This is a genomic window from Maricaulis sp. (genome assembly GCF_048270095.1).
Lineage (GTDB): Bacteria > Pseudomonadota > Alphaproteobacteria > Caulobacterales > Maricaulaceae > Maricaulis.
Window position 1 is genome coordinate 60,796 of sequence record NZ_JBLWTL010000003.1, and the last position, 20,628, is coordinate 81,423.

Consider the following 20,628-nt stretch of genomic DNA (forward strand, 5'->3'; position numbering starts at 1 on the left):
GAGGATGGAGCGCCAGGATGAGGGGCGCTCACACCAATAAAGACAGACGCAAAGCTGAATACGGGAAAGCCACCATGGCCAATGCCAGACGACCGAGCGGCGAAGCACGCGAAAGCGCCATCATTGCCGCGGCCACAGCAATCTATCTGGAAAGCGGCTATGCGGGTGCCAAAATGTCGGAGATCGCGAAGCGCGCCGGAATCGCCGAGGGCACGCTCTATCTCTATTTCCGCAACAAGCATGCGCTGATGCTGGGTGTGGTTGCCGAACACTGGTCAGAGCTGACCCGCGGCGCCCAGGCCAGCCTGCGTCACCAGCGCGGGTATTTCGAGCGCGTCGAAGCGCTGGCGCGCTATCACCTCACCAGCATGATCGAGAAATGGAAGCTGATCGAACTCGGCTTCTCGATCCGCTACCAGCCGGGGATCAAGGTCGGCGATGATCTCGATTTCAAGCGCGCCTATACCGCCGTGTTCGACGAGTTGATCGAGAATGGCCTTGCCGTTGGCCATATTGAGCCAGGAACCGAGATCCCTTTCATGCGCGATCAATTCTACGGCACGCTTGAATATGCCGCCCGCACCATCATGCTGCACGGTGCCCGCAAGCCCGATATGGATCTGGCGATCGAGCAATTGATGCACACATTCAAACGCAGCTATGCCGCCACCGAAATCATGCCCGCCGCCGATCAGGTTACCAGTTTGTCGGAGCGGCTGGAAACGGCCATTGCCCGGCTCGAGGCCCTGGCCGGCCCCGGTGAAGACGGCGCCTGAGCGCCCGCTGCGCTATTCGCCCTGTGAGGCGTCTGGTCCAGCCATCGACTGAAACACCGCCTCGCGCTTTTCCATTCGCGCGGTCAAGGCTTCGCCCACCTCGGCCGGCGAGAACATGCCGGAATTCCAGTCGGCAATGAAGCGCAGGCCATCAGCCAGGGCGGCATCGCGGGCATTTTGCAGGCTCCGCTTGATCCCCACGGTCATCAGGGGAGATTTGCTGGCAATGGTCTGGGCGATTTCCGCTGCACGCGCCCGGCAAGCCGCGTCATCAGCCTCGATCGACGAAACCAGACCATAGCGCGCGGCTTCCGCCGCCGGCATGCGCCGACCGGTCAGCGCCATATCGCACATCACGCCATAGGGCAGCGCGTGAACGCCGCGTTGCAGACTGCCGAGATCGGCGACGATGGCGATATTGGTTTCCTCAATGCCAAAACTGGCATTTTCCGAACACACCCGGATATCGCAGGCCAGGACCAAGTCCAGTCCGCCGCCAAGACACGCCCCCTGAATGGCCACAACAACGGCAAAATTGGCCTGCTCCAGCTTGGTCAACGTATCCTGCAGCACCAGAAGGTTGGAGCGAAACTGGAAACGGTCATGTGCGGAATCGCTTTTGCCCAGCGATGTGAACGCATCGGTATCCATGCCCGAGCAGAAATGTCGCCCTTCGGATTCGATCAGCAGAACACGCGTCCGGCCAGCCTGATTGAGTGCATCTATCGCAATCGGGAAGTCACGCCAAAAGGCCGATCCCAGCGCGTTGGCCCGCTCGGGGCGCGTGAGGGTCAGGCGGGCAATCGCGCCATCCTGTACGATTGAAAAAGCGTCGGTCATTCGATCCCCTCAACTGGGCCGTGGAAAAGGCCACGCCGTTCCGGCAGAGCATAGCAGGCGGGGGCGCCGGATGTGAAACACCCGATAGCAGACCGGGCCGCCGGGGGAGATGGACCTCGCCCGGCAATCCGGGACGGAGCGCATCTTTGGCGGCGCAGCCATCCAAGACCCGGCGGACTGAACCCGCCTCATCCCACTCTTATGCCGCCAATGTTATTGAGCGGAATGAACACAGATCGATCAAGCATATTGATTGAATTCCAAAACTGAGTTTAGCTCACATGGTGACAAACCAGCCTGGCAGCTGACCGAAAGCTTCCTGCGAGGCAGGTCCGCAACGGAGATTCGATGACAAAGAATGCGATCCGTATTGGCGGTGCCAGTGGGTATTGGGGCGACAGCGCCATGGCCGTCCCGCAATTGCTGGCCGGCGGCTCGCTGGACTATCTCGTCTTCGATTATCTCGCTGAAATCACGATGTCGATTTTGGCCCGTGCCCGCGTGCGCGATCCCGAGGCCGGCTATGCGACGGATTTTGTTACGGCGGCCCTTGCCCCGAATCTGGGCGCCATCGCGGCCCAGGGCGTGCGTGTCATCTCCAATGCCGGCGGGGTCAATCCCGTGGCCTGCGGCGCCGCCGTCCGCGCCTTGGTCGAAAAAGCCGGACTGACGCTGAAAGTCGCCGTCATCACGGGTGACGACCTATTGCCCTGCGCGGCAGAGCTGGCCCAGGGCGGACTGACGGAAATGTTTACAGACGAGGCCTTCCCGCCGGTCGACAGGATTGCCAGTCTGAACGCCTATCTCGGGGCCTTCCCCATCGCGGCCGCACTCGATGCCGGCGCCGATATCGTTATCACCGGCCGCTGCGTCGACAGTGCTGTCACGCTGGGCGCCTGCATCCATGCCTTTGGCTGGTCACGCGAGGATTATGACCGGCTCGCGAGCGGCAGCCTCGCCGGCCATGTACTCGAATGCGGACCGCAGGCGACAGGAGGCAATTTCACCGATTGGGAGTGTGTCGCTGCCAGGATTGCCGAAATCGGCTATCCGATCGCCGAGATCACGCCAGATGGCGACTTCACTGTCAGCAAGCCTGCCGGAACAGGCGGCGGCGTCAGCGTAGGCACGGTGTCGGAGCAGATGCTCTACGAGATTGGCGACCCGCAGGATTATGCCCTGCCGGATGTAAGCTGCGATTTCTCGCAGGTGACGATCATGCCGGCAGGTCCGGACCAGGTCTTCGTGAGCGGTGCCCGTGGAGCGCCGCCGCCGGAGAAATACAAGGCCAGCCTGACCTGGCAGGATGGTTGGCGCGCCGGCCTCTATCTGAGCTTTTACGGGCTGGACGCCGCCCGCAAGGCGCAGAGCTTCGCCGATGCGGCCATCGCCCGCGCCGGCGCGATCCTGGGCAAGCTGAACGCACCGCCCTTCAGCGAAACCAGTACGGAAATTCTGGGCAATGAGTGCCAGTTCGGGACCTTCGGCCAGAGCCGAGATGCGAGAGAGGTTGTGCTCAAGCTCGCCGCCAAACATGCCGATGCGGCCGGTGCCGGTTTGCTGCTCAGAGAAGCCGCCGGGCTGGGGCTGGCATCGCCGCCCGGGCTCTCGGGTTTTCAGGGCGGGCGCCCCAAACCCTCGCCCGTCATCCGGCTTTTCTCCTGCCTTTGCCCGCGGCCAATGGTCGATGTCCGCATTGAGCTGGACGGCAAGTCGCTCGATTATGCCGAGCCCCCACTCGGCAATGCCCGGGCACCCAACCCCGTCAGACCCGAGCCGCCAGCCAAACCCGATACCTCGTCGGGCAGCGTTCGCGTGCCCCTGATCGCGCTCGCCTGGGGACGCTCCGGTGACAAGGGTAACCACGCCAATATCGGCATCATCGCGCGCGATCCGGAATTTCTGCCGGCCCTGTGGCACGGCCTGTCGACCGATATCGTGACGGAGCGCTTCGCGCATTTCCTCGAAGGCCCGGTCGAGCGTTTCTATCTGCCCGGCAGCCATGCCATCAATTTCCTGCTGCACGATGTGCTCGGTGGCGGCGGCATTGCCAGCCTGCGCAATGATCCGCAGGGCAAGGGCTATGCCCAGATTCTGCTGGCGACCCCGATCGAAATCCCGACCTTGCTGGCTCAGCGCTTTAACCTCACAGAGGCCATGGCATGACGATTTTCCACTCCCAGGTCGAACCGGGCCGGCCCGATTTCGCGCAGAATCGCGCTGACATGCTCGCCCTGATCGACCGGCTGGAAACCCTCAATGGCCGTGCCGCCACCGCCTCGGAAAGGCGGCGTGAGCGGTTCGAAAAGCGCGGCCAGCTCACCCCGCGTGACCGTTTGGCCCGTCTGCTCGATCCGGGCATGCCCTTTCTGGCGATCGGCAATCTCGCCGGCTATATGGTCGATACCCCGGACGAAGCGAAATCCATCCCCGGTTCGACGCTGATCGCGGGGATTGGCTATGTTTCCGGCGTTCGCTGCGTGGTCACGGTTGATGATAGCGGCATCCGCGCCGGGGCGATCATGGCGGGCAGCGGCTACAAGCTGCGCCGGGCCGAAGAGATAGCCCTGCAACAGAAACTCCCCTTCATCCATCTCGTGGAGAGCGCCGGCGGCGATCTGCTGAATTATGATGTCGGCAGTTTCGCGCTCAGCGGTGCCCTGTTCGCCAATCTGGCACGCCTGTCCAAGGCCGGCATCCCGACCATCGCTATCCTGCACGGCTCCTCGACGGCTGGCGGTGCCTATATGCCCGGCCTGTCGGACTATGTTGTCGCGGTAAAGGATCGTGGCAAGGCCTTCCTCGCCGGCCCGCCCCTGCTCAAGGCCGCGACCGGCGAAATCGCGACCGATGAGGAATTGGGCGGGGCGGAGATGCACAGCCAGACCTCGGGTCTGGTCGAATATCTGGCCGCCAGTGATGATGAAGCTGTCGCCATGGTGCGCGAGCTGGTCGGGCGGTTTGACTGGAATGCCAATTGCCCGGAGCGGCGGCCGGTGGAATTCGAAGAACCCCGGCTGGATATCGGCGAACTGGCCGGCATCGTCCCGGTCGACTACCGCAAGCCCTATGATGTCCGCGAAGTCGTCGCGCGTGTCGTGGATGGCTCGGATTTCTCTGATTTCAAACCGGGTTTCGGCGTCTCGACGGTCTGCCTTCAAGCCTCCATCTATGGCTATCCGTGCGGGATTATTGGCAATAATGGCCCGATCGATCCGCAGGGCGCCAATAAGGCCGCGCAATTCATCCAGCTTTGCGACCAGGCCGGTACACCTTTGATCTTCCTGCAGAATACGACGGGCTATCTGGTCGGACGGGAGTACGAGCAGGCCGGCATGATCAAGCATGGCTCCAAGATGATCCAGGCAGTGACCAATGCCTCCGTACCTCGCCTCACCCTGATGATCGGGGCGAGTTATGGCGCCGGAAATTACGGCATGTGCGGGCGCGGTTTCGATCCGGATTTCCTGTTCTCCTGGCCCAATGCCTCGATGGGCGTGATGGGCGGTGAACAGGCGGCGACGGTGATGGGTATTGTCGCCGGGGAGGCTGCCCAGACACGCGGTTTCGAACTCGACCCGGCGATGATGGCCGAGCAGTCGAAACAGCTGGCCGACCATTTCAATCGCCAGTCGGACGCCTTCTACACGTCGGGCCATATGCTCGATGACGGCATGATCGACCCGCGCGACACGCGCAAGGCGCTGGGTTTCCTGTTGAGCACGGTGTGGGAAGCGGCCCGCCGGAGCTTGCGCCCCAACAGTTTTGGCGTGGCGAGGCTGTGAAGTGGATGAGCACAATCAACGAATTACCCGAAACCACCACGATAGATCAGGAGCTGGATGGCGGCTGGCTGACACTCTGGTTCAACACGCCGGAGAACCGCAACGCCCTTTCCTCTGAGCTTTCCACGGAGCTGATGTCGGTACTCGAAGCGGTGCGTCCGCGGCGCGATATTCGCGGCGTAACCCTGCGTGGACGCAATGGAATTTTCTGTTCCGGCGGAGATCTCAGAAGCTTCAGAACCGACCTGCAGGGCCAGGGTGATCGCGAGCGCGTGGTCGAGGCCAGCCGGCAGGCCGGGGCCTTGTTCGATGCGGTCAATACGCTGCCGCAAACCGTCATCGTGATCGTCGAGGGGGCTGCCATGGCGGGCGGTCTCGGCCTGGTCTGCTGCGCCGATCTGGTGATCGTGACAGCCGATGCGCGCTTTGCGTTGACTGAGACGACGCTGGGTATTCCGCCGGCACAGATCGCCCGTTTCGTGGTGCAGCGGCTGGGACTTTCGACGGCGCGGCGGCTGATGCTGACGGCGGCGCGCTTCAAGGGATCAGAAGCCCAAACACTTGGTTTGGCTGACTTTCTGGCACCGGAGGCTAGCGACATCGCGCCACTGGAGGCTGCGATCCGCGAACAGGTTTTGCGCTGCGCACCGAAAGCGAATGCCGTCACCAAGGCGCTGGTTCTCGCGACACCAAATACACCGCCGGACGAGATGACACAGCTCGCCGCCGAAGGGTTCGCTGACTGCATGCTGGGTGATGAAGCGCGCGAGGGAATTGCGGCCTTCATCGAAAAACGCAAGCCTGTCTGGGCCGGGGAGTAGATGATGACCGCCTCTGCCTTCCGCTCCATCCTGATCGCCAATCGTGGTGAAATCGCCTGCCGTATCATAGCCACAGCCCGCCGGCTGGGTTGCCGCACCATTGCCGTTCACTCGCCGGTGGACAGCTGTTCGCCACACGTCCGCCTCGCCGATGATGCCGTCCTGCTCGGACCGGATGTGGCGGCGCAATCCTATCTCTCGATCGAACGCCTGATCGAGGCCGCCCGATCGAGCGGCGCCGAGGCCATCCATCCCGGCTATGGCTTCCTCTCCGAGAATGCCGATTTCGCCCGGGCCTGCCGCGATGCCGGCCTGATCTTCATCGGCCCCTCGCCGGACGCGATCGCGGTGATGGGCGACAAGGCGGCCGCGAAACGGCGCATGGTCGCGGCGGGTGTGCCCTGCCTGCCCGGCTATCAGGATACCAACCAGTCGGACGAGGCCTTCCTGACGGCGTCGAGAGCGATCGGTTATCCGATCATGATCAAGGCAGCGGCTGGCGGCGGCGGACGCGGGATGCGCCGCGTCGAGAGTGAGCCGGAGCTGATCGCGGCCCTGCCGCTGGCGCGCTCGGAGTCAGAACAAGCCTTCGGAGCCGGCGACTTGATCCTTGAGCGGGCGCTGGACCGGCCCCGCCATGTCGAGATCCAGATTTTCTGTGACAGCCAGGGTCATGCCATTCATCTCGGCGAGCGCGATTGTTCGGTGCAGAGGCGGCACCAGAAAGTGCTCGAGGAATCGCCCTGCCCGGTGATGACGGATGACTTGCGCGCCGAGATGGGCGCTGCGGGCATTCTCGCTGCTCAATCGGTTGATTATGTCGGCGCCGGCACGGTGGAATATATGCTGGACGCCGACGGGCGTTTCTATTTTCTCGAGATGAATACCCGGCTTCAGGTCGAGCACCCGGTGACGGAAATGGTCACAGGCCTGGATCTGGTCGAACTGCAATTGCGCGTCGCCCGCGGCGAGCCGCTGGGTCTCACCCAGAATGATATCACCCTGACCGGCCATGCCATCGAGGCGCGGCTCTATGCGGAGGATCCGGCGCGAGGCTTTCTGCCCTGTTCCGGCGCGATCGAACGCTGGATTGCACCGTCCGGCGACGGGATTCGCGTCGATGCCGGCATTGAATCGGGCAGCGAGGTCTCGCCCCATTATGATCCGTTGATCGCCAAGATCATCGCCCGGGGCCCCAGCCGCGCCATTGCCTGCCAGCGCCTTGAAGCCGCCCTGCAGGCGACGGGCATTGCCGGCCTGCAGACCAATCGCGATTTCCTGATCGCCGCGGTGCGCGAGCCGGCCTTCCAGGCTGGCGAAGCGACGACGGCCTTCGTCGGCGATATGCTGCCCGGCGGCGATTTCAAACCGTTGGCGCTGCCGGGCGGCGTGCTGGCGGCGGCCTGCGTCTTGCAGCTTCGCCAGGCATCCAGGGACGCACTCCAGACGGCGGTCACCCTGCCCGCCGCGCTGCTGGGCTGGCATAGCGCCGGCCGTTTATCCTCCAGCTATGCCTATCAGATCGAGGGCATGAACAAGCCGGTGACGACCTCAGCCGTCTCGCTCGGGACGGACGCCTACCGGGTCCAGCTCGCCGGCGATTTCCACCTTGTCGAGATTATCAGCGAACGCCCGGGACATGCGCGCTTGATCATTGACGGCAGACGCCAGCTGGCCCGTTTCGAACATCTCGACCGGGCGCGGATCTTCCTGATGATTGGCGACCACGCGGTCACATTGGGCAATCAGATTGGCGCCCCGCAGGCGCGCGACGAAGCAGTGGCATCGGGACGGGTAACGGCACCGATGCACGGCCTGCTGGTCGAAGTCTGCATCGCGCCGGGCGACAGGGTCACGAAGGGCGACCGCATTGCCGTTCTCGAAGCCATGAAAATGCAGCACGAAATCCGCGCCGATCTCGATGGCATAATCGTCGAGATCGGACAGGCGGGCGGCAGCCAGGTCAAATCCGGCCAACGCCTCTTCATCATCGAACCCGACACGACAAAACAGGACGACGCACCATGAAATCTCCGATCTGCACCATGCTGGGCATCGAGTTTCCGCTGCTCGGTTTCAGCCATTGCCGCGATGTGGTCGCGGCCGTCACCAATGCTGGCGGGATGGGGATTTTCGGTGCGGTCAACCTGCCGCCGGACCGGCTCGAGGAAGAGCTCGCCTGGATCGATGCGCATGTTGATGGCAAGCCTTACGGTGTCGATCTGATCGTGCCCAATCGCTTCGAAGGCAAGGGCACGGCCATTGATCCGGAACGCCTGCTGGGCGCGGTGCCGGACACGCACAAGGACTTCGCCTCCGAAGTCCTTGGCCGCTATGGCATTGAAGCCGGCGCCATTGAGTCCGGGCGCAGTGAATTCCTGCAATTCGCCGAGAACCTGACCGAAGAAGGCGCCATGGCCTCGCTGAAGGTCGCCTTCAAACACCCGATCAAGCTGATCGCCAATGCGCTGGGCATTCCCCCCGACTACATGCTCAGCATGGCGAAGGAACATGGCGTCGCCGTTGCCGCCCTGGTCGGCACCAAGGAACACGCGATCAAACAGGTCGAGGCCGGAGTCGACATCCTGGTCGTCGCCGGCGGCGAGGCCGGCGGGCATTGCGGTGAGGTTTCCACCATGGTGCTGGTGCCGGAAGTCCATGAGGCCATCCAGCCCTATGGCAATGTGCCCATCCTGGCGGCGGGCGGCATCACCACGGGACGCCAGATGGCCGCCGCGATGGCGATGGGTGCATCAGGCGCCTGGTGCGGCTCGGTCTGGTTGACGACGGCGGAGGCCGAGACCAGCCCGGTCGTGAAGGAAAAAATGCTCGCCGCCGCCTCGCGCGATACGGTCCGCTCCAAATCGCGCACCGGCAAGCCCTCGCGCCAATTGCGCTCTCCCTGGACGGAGGCCTGGGATCAGGAAGGCCCCGTGCCCCTTCCCATGCCGCTGCAGGCTCTGGTCAGCGAACCCGCCCTGCAGAAGATCCGCGACCTCTCCGGCGGCGGGCATGAAGGCGCGATGGCGCTCGACACGTATTGGGTCGGGCAAGGCGTAGGGTTGATGAACCAGGCCATGTCGACTGGTGCCGTGGTCCAGTGTTTCAAGGAGGACTTTGTGGCCGCCTATGAGCGCCTGTCGAACTTCCTCGAAATGGAGGACTGAAAATGCACGCCATCGCCGATGATTTCCGCGCCGAAAATCTGGCCCTCAAGACCCTGCTGGATCCGCTCACGGGCGCCGGCTTCGACCAGCCCACCCTGTTCAAGGCCTGGACGAGCAACGACATTCTGCGCCATCTGCATTTCTGGAACCGCGCCGCCTATCTGCAGGTCCATGACGAAGCCGAACTGGAACGCCTGCTCGGTCGGGTTTTCAGCCTGGGTGATCCGGGCGGAATGCGAACGCTGGAGCGTGAGATGTTCGGCGGGTTGAACGGCCATGCCCTGCTCGATGAATGGTCCGGTTTTGCCGAACAACTCGCAGCGCGCTTTGCCGGGATCGATCCCAGGACGCGCCTGAAATGGGCCGGGCCGTCGATGAGCGCCCGCTCCAGCCTGGCCGCTCGCCAGATGGAAACCTGGGCCCATGGCCAAGCGATTTTCGACGCGCTCGGGGTTGCCCGGGTCAATACCGACCGGATCCGCAATATTGTGCAATTGGGCGCCAACACCTTCGCCTGGACCTTCCGCGTCAATGGTCTGCCCCTGCCCGAAGCACGGCCCTTCCTCTCACTGACCGCACCATCCGGCGAAGTCTGGACATGGGGTGAGCGGGATCCGGACAATATGATTGGCGGGACGGCCGAGGCTTTCTGCCAGGTCGTGACCCAAGTGCGCAATATCGCCGATGTCGACCTGGACACAACCGGCGAGACTGCCGCGGTCTGGATGGCCAAGGCGCAATGCTTCGCCGGGCCACCCGAAACACCGCCGGCACCCGGCCTGCGTCGACCTGCCAGCGGCTGAGCGCCAACGGATCCGGGCCCACGGATCGAGATGCGCCGGAGCCGCCAAAGAATACGGCCGCCCTCCCCGATCAGGGAGGGCGGCCGCAGGGTCTCGATTGAGCGTCGACTGACCGTTCAGCAGATTATGGCTGAACTTCCGCGACTTGTTGTTCAAGCGCCGCCAAGCGGGTGTTCAATTGCTCGATATAAATGTGTGCGACCTCGAGCTCGTGCAACATGCCACCCGCTTTCTGGGTCACATTGAAGGGCTCATTGGGGCTGGTTGGACCGACAGCGTCGAGATAGCGGTTTTCCCACATCGCAGCCGCATGATCCTCGATCGAAGGTACTTCAAAATACTCAGGATCAAAGGTCAGGTCACAGGGACCAGGATTACAGGTTGGCCCGACCGTTGTGATGCCGCTGGCATCGATCGTGGCCCAGACATCACTTTCTCCGGTCAGGCGGATCTCGGAATCTGCCAGGATGAGCTGCGTCATCTTGGTGCTGCCATCACCGCTCATACCGATGATCCGGCGGTTCTGACTGTCCGATTCAAGCCGAAGCTGAACGCCACCATTATCGGTGCTGGTCAGATGGATGAACTTGGTTCCGGCGCCGGCAAACCGCGCGATTGACGCGCTGGACGAGGTCACATGCAGCGGGGAGGCTGGAGCAGCCGTTCCCAGCCCGACATTGCCGGTACTATCCAGGTACAAGGCGTTTTGGGGCGTATTGGGCTCGATGCGGAAGGGAAGCCGGCTACCATTCGTTGCGTCACGAACGAAGAAGTTGGCCTCGTTACCGGCGACGTCCCAGGTTTGCGAGGTAAAGCCGCTGGAACCGTCCTGCTGGAGGCGCAGGGTTGGCGTATTGCCGTCATTCACATGCAGCTGGACCAGTGGAGACGCAGTGCCCATGCCGACATTGCCGCTGGCGGCAACATAGAGGGAGTTAGCTGGCGCATCAGCCATGATCCGGAACGGTATACGTCCGGCGTCAGAGTCCTCGATCGCGAAATAGTTCGCGCCACCATTACTGGTATCATTCACCACAATGCGCCAGTCACGGGACGGAAAGCTCGCTGAATTACTGGTGTCCTGGAAATGGATCCGGAGGTTGTTTTCCTTCAGCCGCATCGTATCGAACCCGAAGTTTTCGCCATTATTGCAGTCATTGCCGACGCAGAGACTGAAAGTGATGATGACGTCATCGAGATGCTGGATGTCTGCGTTTGCCTGGCTCGCCATCCCCATAAGGGCGGCAGCGGCAATCACCGCAGCGCTCGTCGTGTTCATGAATTTCATCAGCTTCATCCCCAGATAATTTAAGTGCGATCAGCGCTCAGACGCTGCCGGATCCATTTGCAGAACTTGGCCATTCACCACGCGAAACGAGCCAGACATCGAAGTGCCGACCAATGCCGGTCGCGTCCGTCCGGAACGGCCATCAGCCCCGGAGACAGGTGGCGTGGCCAAGACTTGCTGCTCGGTCGTCGCCGCCGTCATTTCGTAAGAATAGAGCCCGTCGGGCACCGAGCCGAAATCAGCCAGGCGGAAGGTTGGAGCCACCCGCGCGGATTCAATCTGCCCATGATAACCATCCGGTCCGGTCACAGTGAGCGTATAATTGCTCAAACCGGGATCGGTGGTGAAGCTCAGGCGCGAACCGATGAATTGCTCGGTGAACCCGCCCTGCGTCGAGAGTCGCGGCTGCTGCGCGACGGCCGACACCGTGATCAACCCCGCCGCAAGGACCGATGCCGCCAATAGCTTTAAGGTATTCATTGAGCCCGCCCCTGCTTGGTCACCTACGCAGCCTTCACGCTGCATCGCAGGTTTTATACACCAAACCTGCATCAGCAACACCCCCGATGACGCAATTATTATGGCGCTTTGCGCCATGTTTGTATCGACTTCCGTCCAGACACGTCATTGCGCCCTGTCGAGCGAGGCGGCAACGCGCTGTTGCGCCTGCCGCAATTGCGCCGCACCCATTTCGGCGGCGAGTGCATCGCGAACTTCCGCCGCACCCGGCACAGCCGCCAGCGCCGCCCGGCTTGTCCAGACATAGGCATGTCCGTAATCCTGGGGCAGATTGCGCCCATGGGCATACATCAGTCCCAGCATGAATTGGGCTGTCCCCATGCCGAGATCGGCCGCGCGCTGCATGCGCTCAACCCCGACCGGAATATCCTGCCTGACACCGGCACCATTGAGATAACGCAATGCCGTCAGATACAGCGCGACCGGGTCGCCGCCACGGGCAGCCTGCTCATTGGCCGGACTGAGCGGCATGCTCCAATCCTGTTCCGCCAACCGCGCGTCATAGGGAAATCCGACTTGTTCGAGCAGGGTCGAGAGCGTCAGCCCGCGGGCGCGGCGCGCCTGTTCCAGCAAGCGGACGGATTGCGCCTCATCAACATCAACGCCGAAACCGCTGGCATACATGACGGACAGATTGGTCAGTGCCTCGCGTTGTCCCTGTTCGGCAGCGACGGAGAACAGCTCGAAAGCCAGGTCATAATCGCGCTCGACATCCTCGCCGCGAACATAGATCAGCCCGAGATTATTCTGCGCGCGCGCATCACCGGCTTCGCTGGCCTGCGCGAAAAGCTCGATCGCCCGGTCCGCGTCGCGCTCCACACCACGCCCCTCGAGATAGAGGACGCCAAGGCTCGTCATCGCATCGAGATCGCCTTGTTCCGCGGCACGTTGATACCAGCTCGCCGCCTCGTCCGGCCGGGGCTCGCCGCCCACGCCGGTTTCCAGCGCGCGCGCCAGGTCCGATTGATAGCCCGGCACCCCGCTCATCGCCGCTTCAGTCAGATATTCAAACGCCCGTTGGGCATCACGCGGGATAGCCTGGCCTTCTGCATAGGCGCGTCCCAATGCATTTTGTCCGGCCGCGCTACCGAGGCCGGCGGCCCGGCGATAATAGTCCATCGCGGTGCCGAAATTCTGCGGCACGCCCAGTCCGCGCAAATAGAGGTCACCCAACAGGGCCTGCGCTTCGGCGACGTCACGCAGGCCGGGCGATGCCAGTTGTTGGAGGGCATCGCCATAATAGCCCTGTTCGATCGTGCTGGCGGCGCGGGCAACCGCTTCATCCGCGTCCGCAGCCGGTTGTGCCTGCGCGGTGCCGGCGGCAAGTGTCAGGCTGAGAAGCACTGCGCAGAAAACACCAGACCTAGTCGTCACGATGGGCGGCCCTCCACTCGGTGGCCTGAGCCTGCGCCCGGGCCAGATCTTCGGGACTGAGGAATTGGGCGAACACCGTCCGCTGTTCGGCGGCACCGGGCACCCCGGCGGCGGCGGCCAGATTGGCCCAGACATGCGCGGCGACATAGTCCTGGGTCACACCATTCCCGGTCGCATAGCGCCGTGCCATGGCGAGCTGGGCCTCGGGCGAGCCCGCCTCGGCGGCGCGGCGGAAATTCTCAAGCGCCCGCTCCGAGTTCTGCGGCAGGACCTCTCCGGCTTCGTAGAACTCCGCCAACTGGTTGAGAACGTCGGCATCGCCGGTTTCCGCGGCAGCCTCAAGCCAGGCGACAGCGCCGTCCACATCGGCACGGGCCGCCTCGGCAACCCAGCCGGTTACCTCCTGCGAGCTGCGGCCCTCCAGGACACCATTGAGCGCCAGATTGCCAAGCCGGGCGCCCGTACCGGGCGCGCCCGCCGAATTCGCATTCAGATACCAGCGGATTGCCTCGGGCAGATTGACCTCGGTGCCGCGGCCGGTTTCGTAAAACAGGCCGACAGCCGCCTGGGCCCGGACAAGCCCGCCTTCAGCGGCAGCGAGATACCAGCGAAACGCCTCGGCATCATCAATCGCGACACCGGCGCCCGCGGTATAGGCATAGCCAAGATTGGATTGCGCCCGCACATCGCCCGCTTCGGCGGCGGCGGTGAGCAGGGTGATACCGCGCGCAATATCCTGATTCACTTCGGTTCCGGTCAGGTAATAGGAGCCCAGCACCGCCTGCGCATCGACGGCGTCCAGCGCCGCAGCCCGCTCATACCAGGGCACGCCGGCAGCGGCCGTTTCAGCACTCCGGGCCCGTTCGAGGTAAATCTCCACCAGCGGCGCGCGCGCGGAGGGAAAGTCCTGCTGGACAGCCCGTGCGAGCCATTCGATCGCCACGTCCTCGTCCATCTCGACACCCTGGCCAACACGATACATCAGGCCCAGCCGGTATTGCGCCAGCGGCACACCCTGCTCGGCCAGACCGGTCAGAATTTCCGCGACCCGCACATAATCCGTATCGGCATAGGCCGATTCCGCTTCCGCCATCGTCGCCGCAACCTGTTCGGGATCCAGCGCCGAGCGGCTGTCACTCGAATAGAGGCTCCACGCGGCAATCCCCGCCAGGACGACGAATCCCGCCACAGCACCAATTATCAAACGCATATTCATGGCCGGCTGTCCTCCAACGGGGCTTGCCCCTGATCAATGTCCGTACGGGTAATCCGATAGGTCGCGCCCGCCTGCAGCGGCTCGTCGATCCGCGTCACGCCGCCATCGGCCCAGCGGATCGTCGCGCTTTCGATCTGCGTCGCCTCACCCAGCCCGAAATGGGCCAGCGGCGCGTCAAACGACATATAGCCGCCCCCCAGCTGCACTTCGCGCATCTGCATCTGTTCGCCTGTTTCGCCATAGCGGATCTCGACGCGGGCACCGATGCCGTCGCGATTGCCGATCCGGTCGTCAAACTCGAAGCCGATGGCGCGGGTATCGCGCGCATTGTTGAGAAACACCACGGCCGGCCCGTTGACCGGAACCGTGATCATGTCGAGATCGCCGTCATGATCGATATCGGTCACCGTCGCGGCCGCGGTGATGAGGTAATCGCTCAAGCCCCAGGCCTCGGTGACCTCTTCGAATCCGGTGCCGCCATTATTGCGCAGGAAGATATTGGACGGCGTCACCTCATTGGGCACCCAGGTGCCATTGACGATATAGACGTCCTGCCAGCCATCATTGTCGAAGTCGGCGATCGAGACATCCCAGCTCCAGCCGCCAACCTCGAGGCCCAGCGCGCGGGCCTGCTCGGTATATCCGCCGTCGGCGGCGGGCTGCAGCAGGACATTGCGGGCGAGGATTTGCGGGATCGCCGCATCCTGTTCGCCGGCGGTCATCGGGCGCGATGGCTGAAAATGAATGTCGCAATACTGCCGCGCGCGGATCTGCCCGACCGGGACCAGCGCACACATGTCAGGATTCCGGTTCTGGATCGCGATATCCTTGATCAGCATGCCCCGGCATTCGGAGCGATAGGGTTCGGCCAGCGGGGCGCAATGATTGGCGAAGGACGGGTCGAGCGCATTGCCCGGCCGGTACCAGTTCTTGATATCCATATTCTGCTGGCACACGGCCCGGTCGGCCTCGCGCAGGATACCGTCGCAATACTGCTCGATCGGCTGCATTCTGAGACGGCTGGAAACTCCCGAAGCCCGGCCGGCGATCTGCGCCAGATAGATCTCGGCTGCACCGTCATTCGTCAGATCATTGGCCGAGACCGACATGGTTGTCGTCGTGGTCATCGGGATGCGGCCATCCTGGCGCGTCATCGCGCTGAAACCGCCCTCACCATCGCCGAGATAGAAATAGTCCGGCACCTCGAAATCATTGCCGACCAGCAAATCCTGGGTGCCGTTATTGTCGAGATCGCTGAGCAGGATGGACAAGGTCTCGCCGGGAATGCCGGGCAGGTCCAGGAATTCTTCGCCGGACAATGCGCCGCCATCATTGAACACGATCCGGTTGCGCGATTCCTCACCGGGAATGCGGCGATACCATCCGGCCGCCCAATTCCCCAGCGCCACATCAAGATCGCCGTCGCGATCGACATCACCAAAGCTCAATGCCATGGCCAGGATGGCATCCTCGCGATTGCTCACCGGCCTCAAACCGTCCGGATCAAACCGGCCATCGCGATTGGGCAATACGTAGAGACCCTGCTGATAGGTGGCGAGAAACAGGTCGAGCCAGCCATCGCCATCGATATCAACCAGCACGGCGTTGAAGACCGGCAGATCGGCCACGATGCCAATTTCGGTCTGGCCGGCCTCGAACTCGCCGCCGCCATCATTGAGATAGATGTGCAGGCCCGCGCGGGTCGAGGCGAAGACCAGGTCAGCATCGCCATCGCGGTCGATATCGCCGGAGGTGATGGCGCGGCCTTCCCAGAAGGGCGGCCACATATCGGCAAAGGAAAATTCGACCGGATGATCAATCCCGATCTGCCAGGCCTCGAGCCGGGTGAATGCCGTCTCGCCGCGCGGCGCCGACGAAGCCGCATAGGGCAGACGTTCCAGACTGATCGACCCGGCCGCGTCGGGCCCGGCCTGGGTTGCGGCGGGGAGCAGAGACTGCGCTGGCTCGGCGGCCGCTTCGGAGACCAGCATTTCGATCGCCCGGCGGGTCTGGAAATCGCGATAGGCTTCCGCCCCGAGCCCGGCGGCAAAGCCCAGCCCCATCACGATCGCACCCAGCATGACAGCCGCCCGCCAGCCGACCGATGTCCCGACAATCAGGAAGGAATAGACACTATAGCTACCCAGAGTGAAGACCAGCGTCATGATGAAGCCATGGCTGGCACCGCCATTGAGCAGCGCGCCGGACAGCACGACATCAAAACCGATTGGCACCGGCATGAATGTTCCAATCACCGCGACAACAGCCACACCCAGCGGACCGAAATCGCCGAGTGCCAGACCCTGCGGCGGCATCAGCGTGCCGGCGATGGCGCCGAGAAGGCCCGCCAGCAACATCAGTGGCAGGGTCGTCCTCAGGATGAACCAGAGGTTCCGCGCAAAATCGAGACCGAAATGGAGCACCGCCTGCGGGAAGGATTCGATCGGCAGATCATCCGCTTCCTCGAGCGCTGGTGCCATGGGCGCACTTTCGCTTCCGGTGACGCTGCTGAGCAGCTTTTCGGGCGGGATGAAACGGCACAGGATCGGCACCGCGACCAGGATCACCAGCAGGCTCAAGACCAGTTTCGTCGCGGCGATATAGAAGGGCAGGAGCGAGAACGACATCGTCATCACGACGATGTTCAGCGTCGGTGAGGCGATCATTGCCGACAATGTCGTCTCGGCCCGTGATCCGCCCTGATAGAGGCCCTTCGCGATCGGCGCGGCGCAATTGACGCACACGCCAAGCGGTGCGCCGAGAAACATGCCGTAAAGGGAATTGGAGAAGGGCAGCCGGAAATTCCGCCGCCGCAAATAGCCGAGCAAGGTCAGGAAGGCGGCACCGAACAACAGGCCGAACGTCATTCCCTTCTTGTTGGTGTCGATCCAGTTGACCGTGGAATAGGCGATACGCTGCATCACCGAGAGGCCGTGTTCGATCGGCAGGACCGCTTCAAAGCCCAGTGGATCCTCCAGCTGGATCGCGCCGCCCATCATCGCCTTCTCATCAAGCGAGGGGTAGCGCGAGCCGGTCCAGAACATATAGGCGAGCGTCGCGATCAGCAGCGCTGCGAAAATCAGCCGTCTGGAGTGAGGCCTGGATACGGGATTCATCATGCTCATGCCGGCTGCTCCCCTGCTGCTGCCGCTGCGCCGCAACCGCCCGGATCAAACTCCCGGACCGGAAAGGCAACCCAGTCGAATGGCCGCGCGCGATTGGCGCCGAACAGGGCCAGCGCCGCAAGGCGGCTGGCGCCGCCATCGGACTGCACCAGCTCGGCCTGAAACGCGACGCGGACGCCATCCATCGAACCTGCGGTATCGGAACCTGCCAGATCGGCCAGCCCGGCGGGTGTGCCACCAAAAACGGTAATATAGGGTGCTGCGCAAGCCAGTCTCTGCGGCGTCATATCGAGCACCTCGCTCAATTCCGCCACGGTGATAAAGGGCCGGTTCTGCGGCGCCTTCCGCGAGCCCGCGGGATAATCCGCGCGTTCGGCGCCGTATTGGCGCGCCGTCTCGTCATTATCGCGCCAGTCGAGAATCTGGTCAGCCAGACGCCGGGCCGCACTCTCGCTTTCGCCCAGCCGGGTAAAGAGCGCGATCCAGGCTTCATCATTCGCCATATTGATGTCGAGCCGGCTTTGGGAGGGCGCCAGACCGACACGAACCTGCTGGCCGTCAATGGTGACGCTACGCGGCAGGCTGGCGACATAGCTGCGCCCGACAAGCGCCGTATCATAGGCCACAAGATCGAGCGCAGAGAGCATGGCTTCCCGCTCGGAAAGCAGGCTCCGGCGCCCGTTGCCCAGGCGCAATTCGGTCTGGGTCATGGCCATGACACCCGCCAGGATGACAGCGAGAAGCACCGACATCCAAAGGACGAATATGATCGCCGATCCGGTCTGACTCGTATGCCTTCGTGCGATGCTCATCAATCAAACAGGTCGCTGCGCCTGGCTTCCAGTGCCTCAAGTTCGCGCCGGACATGCAGCAAGACATTCGCCGCATCCTCGTCCGTCGTGATGATCCGCGGCGTCAGGAAGATGACCAGCTCGCTGCGCTCGCTACTGATATCGCGATTCTTGAAGACATTTCCCAGGCCGGGAATACGGCCCAGCAGCGGAATGGCGGCTTCATTGTCGGAATGAGCCTCGCGGATCAGACCGCCCAGCGCGACGGTATTATCGCTGCGCACCGCTACCGTACTGGTGAATTCCAGTTTCTGGATGGTCGGTGAGTCGATCCCGGACGTCGTCGTCGGGCGCACACTGCTCACCTCCTGCATCACATCGAGCACCACCATGCCGCTGGCATTGATGCGCGGCGTGACTTCCAGGATCACACCCGTCTGACGCAGCTCGATGGAGGAGACCAGCGGTGCATTGGACTCGGTCACGGAGCTCGCGGTCTGGGTCACGATCGGCACTTCATCGCCGACCTGGAGATGCGCGGTCTGATTATTCTGGACCATGATCGAGGGCGCCGAAAGCACCGTCACGTCGGTGATCGAGTTGAGCGCATTCAGCGTTGCGCGCAGATCTGTGCCGGCAAAGGCGTAGTTGAAGCCGGGAAAGACCGGATTGGTCGTACCGTTGACGTCATCGGTGAAACTGGTGGTCGAGATGCCGGAACCGGTCTGGTTTTCGAAATACCAGCGCACGCCAAAGCTCAGCCCGTCGACCAGCCGAACCTCGGCGATCGTCGCCTCGATCAGAACCTGTGGCGGCATCACGTCCATGCGCTGCACCAGTTCGAGAATTTCCCGATACTCCTGGTCGGTGGCGCGAATGATCAGGGCATTGTTGAGAAGGTCGGGAATGATCGCCAGCCGGCCCTCCGGTCCGCGCGAACTGTCGCCTGCCGTACCGGGCGCCCCAATGTCGTCGCCAGTATGTTGCGGCCCGAAGGACGCGGCGCCGCCGGTCTCGCCGCCGGCAAAGGCCGCTGTGATCTGGGAGGCCAGCGTGGCGGCCGGTGTGTTGCGAACTACGTAGTAACGCAGGCGCCGCTCATCGCCGCCTGAAGGCCGGTCGAAACGTGTGATCCAGGCCCCGATCTGCTCGAACTGGGCGCGGTCGCGTGTGACGACAAACAGAAGATTGAGCCGCGGCAAGGCGATGGTCGTGGTCGCGCCGGACCCGCCACCCAGGCCCGCAAGCACGGAATCAACTTCGCTCTTGGCCGTTTCGGCATTCACATATTGGAGCTCATACATGCCAAAAATGCGATTGGTCAGGAAGGGACGGTCGAAGGTCTGGATGGCGTCGACCGCGCTCTCGACCTCACCGGCGGGACCGGCGATCACCAGGACGCCTTCCGCATCGTGCGGAATGACATCGACGCGTTCCGACAGGAAGGGGTCGATCAGGGCCAGTATGGAACTCGGATTGGTGTGGGTGACCGGCACAACACGACCGCCATAACCCAGCGACGTCGAATATTCCGACAAGCTCGCCTGTGCCTCGCCCTCGCGGGTCAGGAGAAAACCCGCCTCGCGCTCGATCAGGGCAAAACCGGATTCGCTCAACACGGTTTCCAGCGCCGCCAGGGCGACCCGGGCCGAGGTCGGCTCCGGCGATGTCAGGGTGATGCGCCCCTCGACACCGGCAGCCACCAGAACCGGCCGGCCGAGCGCGTCAGAAATGATGGTCCGCACAGCATCGGCGACCGGCGCATCAACGAAATTCAGGCGCAAGGTGCGGTTATCGAGACTGCGATCGCCGGAGACATTGGTGGCGGGCGTGCCGCGCTGCTGGTCGAAATAGACCAAACGTTCGCCATCGCGCTCATCGGTGTTGCTGTCGGACTGGGCGGCGTCTGGTTCAGGCGTTGCGGACGGGCCGGGCGCGGCGATCTCGCGCGCGCTTTGCGCAGCCTGGACCGGCGCTGCGGGGTATTGACCCGCATGAATGCCGCGAGCGTCGGGCATCACCAGGGAACAGCCCTGCAATGCCAGTACCGAAAGAATGGCTATACCACCGCGCCAACACCGCAAAATCACGCCCGTATCTCCCCCGGAATTCCTGTTGGGGGA

Annotated in this window: 15 protein-coding genes; 7 read left to right on the plus strand and 8 right to left on the minus strand. The window is 63.1% G+C overall.

Annotated features, from left to right (window positions below; all coding sequences use genetic code 11):
* The first annotated feature begins 74 nt into the window (after positions 1-74).
* Positions 75-776, plus strand: a complete 702-nt coding sequence (locus ACN0YJ_RS03190) for a TetR/AcrR family transcriptional regulator (RefSeq protein ID WP_417476839.1) — start codon at positions 75-77, stop codon at positions 774-776.
* Between the two features lie 12 nt (positions 777-788).
* Here the strand turns inward: ACN0YJ_RS03190 and ACN0YJ_RS03195 are convergent, their stop codons facing one another.
* The gene (locus ACN0YJ_RS03195) at positions 789-1,616 is read right to left on the minus strand and encodes an enoyl-CoA hydratase-related protein (protein ID WP_417495323.1); all 828 of its coding nucleotides are present in this window, start codon (positions 1,614-1,616) and stop codon (positions 789-791) included.
* Positions 1,617-1,964: 348 nt separating this feature from the next.
* On the opposite strand from ACN0YJ_RS03195, the gene ACN0YJ_RS03200 reads away from it, so the two are divergent.
* The 6 genes from ACN0YJ_RS03200 to ACN0YJ_RS03225 are packed head-to-tail and all read left to right on the plus strand — an operon-like array spanning position 1,965 to position 10,192.
* The gene (locus ACN0YJ_RS03200) at positions 1,965-3,782 is read left to right on the plus strand and encodes an acyclic terpene utilization AtuA family protein (RefSeq protein WP_417495324.1); all 1,818 of its coding nucleotides are present in this window, start codon (positions 1,965-1,967) and stop codon (positions 3,780-3,782) included.
* On the plus strand, positions 3,779-5,401 hold the full coding sequence (locus tag ACN0YJ_RS03205) for an acyl-CoA carboxylase subunit beta (protein WP_417495325.1): 1,623 nt from the start codon (positions 3,779-3,781) through the stop codon (positions 5,399-5,401). The genes ACN0YJ_RS03200 and ACN0YJ_RS03205 overlap by 4 nt, the downstream gene beginning before the upstream one ends.
* Before the next feature lie 5 nt (positions 5,402-5,406).
* On the plus strand, positions 5,407-6,222 hold the full coding sequence (locus ACN0YJ_RS03210; protein WP_417489961.1) for an enoyl-CoA hydratase/isomerase family protein: 816 nt from the start codon (positions 5,407-5,409) through the stop codon (positions 6,220-6,222).
* Positions 6,223-8,250, plus strand: a complete 2,028-nt coding sequence (locus ACN0YJ_RS03215; protein WP_417495326.1) for an acetyl/propionyl/methylcrotonyl-CoA carboxylase subunit alpha — start codon at positions 6,223-6,225, stop codon at positions 8,248-8,250.
* A complete protein-coding gene (locus ACN0YJ_RS03220) occupies positions 8,247-9,389 on the plus strand; it encodes an NAD(P)H-dependent flavin oxidoreductase (RefSeq protein WP_417495327.1) in 1,143 nt (380 codons plus the stop codon). The genes ACN0YJ_RS03215 and ACN0YJ_RS03220 overlap by 4 nt, the downstream gene beginning before the upstream one ends.
* Positions 9,390-9,391: 2 nt before the next feature.
* Entirely contained in the window at positions 9,392-10,192 is an 801-nt protein-coding gene (locus ACN0YJ_RS03225) for a TIGR03084 family metal-binding protein (RefSeq protein WP_417489958.1), read from the plus strand.
* Positions 10,193-10,316: 124 nt separating this feature from the next.
* Here ACN0YJ_RS03225 and ACN0YJ_RS03230 read toward each other — a convergent pair whose 3' ends face one another.
* From ACN0YJ_RS03230 to gspD, 7 genes are read right to left on the minus strand one after another with little or no spacing between them, the layout of a single operon-like run.
* Positions 10,317-11,480, minus strand: a complete 1,164-nt coding sequence (locus tag ACN0YJ_RS03230) for a hypothetical protein (protein WP_417489957.1) — start codon at positions 11,478-11,480, stop codon at positions 10,317-10,319.
* Between the two features lie 30 nt (positions 11,481-11,510).
* Positions 11,511-12,077 (minus strand): hypothetical protein, encoded by a 567-nt coding sequence (locus ACN0YJ_RS03235; protein WP_417489956.1) that lies wholly within the window; start codon positions 12,075-12,077, stop codon positions 11,511-11,513.
* Between the two features lie 27 nt (positions 12,078-12,104).
* Positions 12,105-13,343, minus strand: a complete 1,239-nt coding sequence (locus ACN0YJ_RS03240; protein WP_417489955.1) for a tetratricopeptide repeat protein — start codon at positions 13,341-13,343, stop codon at positions 12,105-12,107.
* Between the two features lie 19 nt (positions 13,344-13,362).
* Positions 13,363-14,589, minus strand: coding sequence for a tetratricopeptide repeat protein (locus ACN0YJ_RS03245; RefSeq protein ID WP_417495328.1), 1,227 nt, complete (start codon positions 14,587-14,589; stop codon positions 13,363-13,365).
* Positions 14,586-17,714, minus strand: a complete 3,129-nt coding sequence (locus tag ACN0YJ_RS03250; RefSeq protein ID WP_417495329.1) for an FG-GAP-like repeat-containing protein — start codon at positions 17,712-17,714, stop codon at positions 14,586-14,588. The genes ACN0YJ_RS03245 and ACN0YJ_RS03250 overlap by 4 nt, the downstream gene beginning before the upstream one ends.
* A complete protein-coding gene (locus ACN0YJ_RS03255) occupies positions 17,711-18,466 on the minus strand; it encodes a hypothetical protein (RefSeq protein WP_417476826.1) in 756 nt (251 codons plus the stop codon). The genes ACN0YJ_RS03250 and ACN0YJ_RS03255 overlap by 4 nt, the downstream gene beginning before the upstream one ends.
* Positions 18,467-18,525: 59 nt before the next feature.
* Positions 18,526-20,595, minus strand: coding sequence for a type II secretion system secretin GspD (gene gspD / locus ACN0YJ_RS03260; RefSeq protein WP_417495330.1), 2,070 nt, complete (start codon positions 20,593-20,595; stop codon positions 18,526-18,528).
* Positions 20,596-20,628 lie beyond the last annotated feature (33 nt).

Bases quoted from the DNA above. Each gene is read 5' to 3' on its own strand.
- ACN0YJ_RS03190 (WP_417476839.1), top strand. From the start codon at position 75: ATGGCCAATGCCAGACGACCGAGCGGCGAAGCACGCGAAAGCGCCATC.
- ACN0YJ_RS03195 (WP_417495323.1), bottom strand. From the start codon at position 1,616: ATGACCGACGCTTTTTCAATCGTACAGGATGGCGCGATTGCCCGCCTG.
- ACN0YJ_RS03200 (WP_417495324.1), top strand. From the start codon at position 1,965: ATGACAAAGAATGCGATCCGTATTGGCGGTGCCAGTGGGTATTGGGGC.
- ACN0YJ_RS03205 (WP_417495325.1), top strand. From the start codon at position 3,779: ATGACGATTTTCCACTCCCAGGTCGAACCGGGCCGGCCCGATTTCGCG.
- ACN0YJ_RS03210 (WP_417489961.1), top strand. From the start codon at position 5,407: ATGAGCACAATCAACGAATTACCCGAAACCACCACGATAGATCAGGAG.
- ACN0YJ_RS03215 (WP_417495326.1), top strand. From the start codon at position 6,223: ATGATGACCGCCTCTGCCTTCCGCTCCATCCTGATCGCCAATCGTGGT.
- ACN0YJ_RS03220 (WP_417495327.1), top strand. From the start codon at position 8,247: ATGAAATCTCCGATCTGCACCATGCTGGGCATCGAGTTTCCGCTGCTC.
- ACN0YJ_RS03225 (WP_417489958.1), top strand. From the start codon at position 9,392: ATGCACGCCATCGCCGATGATTTCCGCGCCGAAAATCTGGCCCTCAAG.
- ACN0YJ_RS03230 (WP_417489957.1), bottom strand. From the start codon at position 11,480: ATGAAATTCATGAACACGACGAGCGCTGCGGTGATTGCCGCTGCCGCC.
- ACN0YJ_RS03235 (WP_417489956.1), bottom strand. From the start codon at position 12,077: ATGGCGCAAAGCGCCATAATAATTGCGTCATCGGGGGTGTTGCTGATG.
- ACN0YJ_RS03245 (WP_417495328.1), bottom strand. From the start codon at position 14,589: ATGAATATGCGTTTGATAATTGGTGCTGTGGCGGGATTCGTCGTCCTG.
- ACN0YJ_RS03250 (WP_417495329.1), bottom strand. From the start codon at position 17,714: ATGAGCATGATGAATCCCGTATCCAGGCCTCACTCCAGACGGCTGATT.
- ACN0YJ_RS03255 (WP_417476826.1), bottom strand. From the start codon at position 18,466: ATGTCGGTGCTTCTCGCTGTCATCCTGGCGGGTGTCATGGCCATGACC.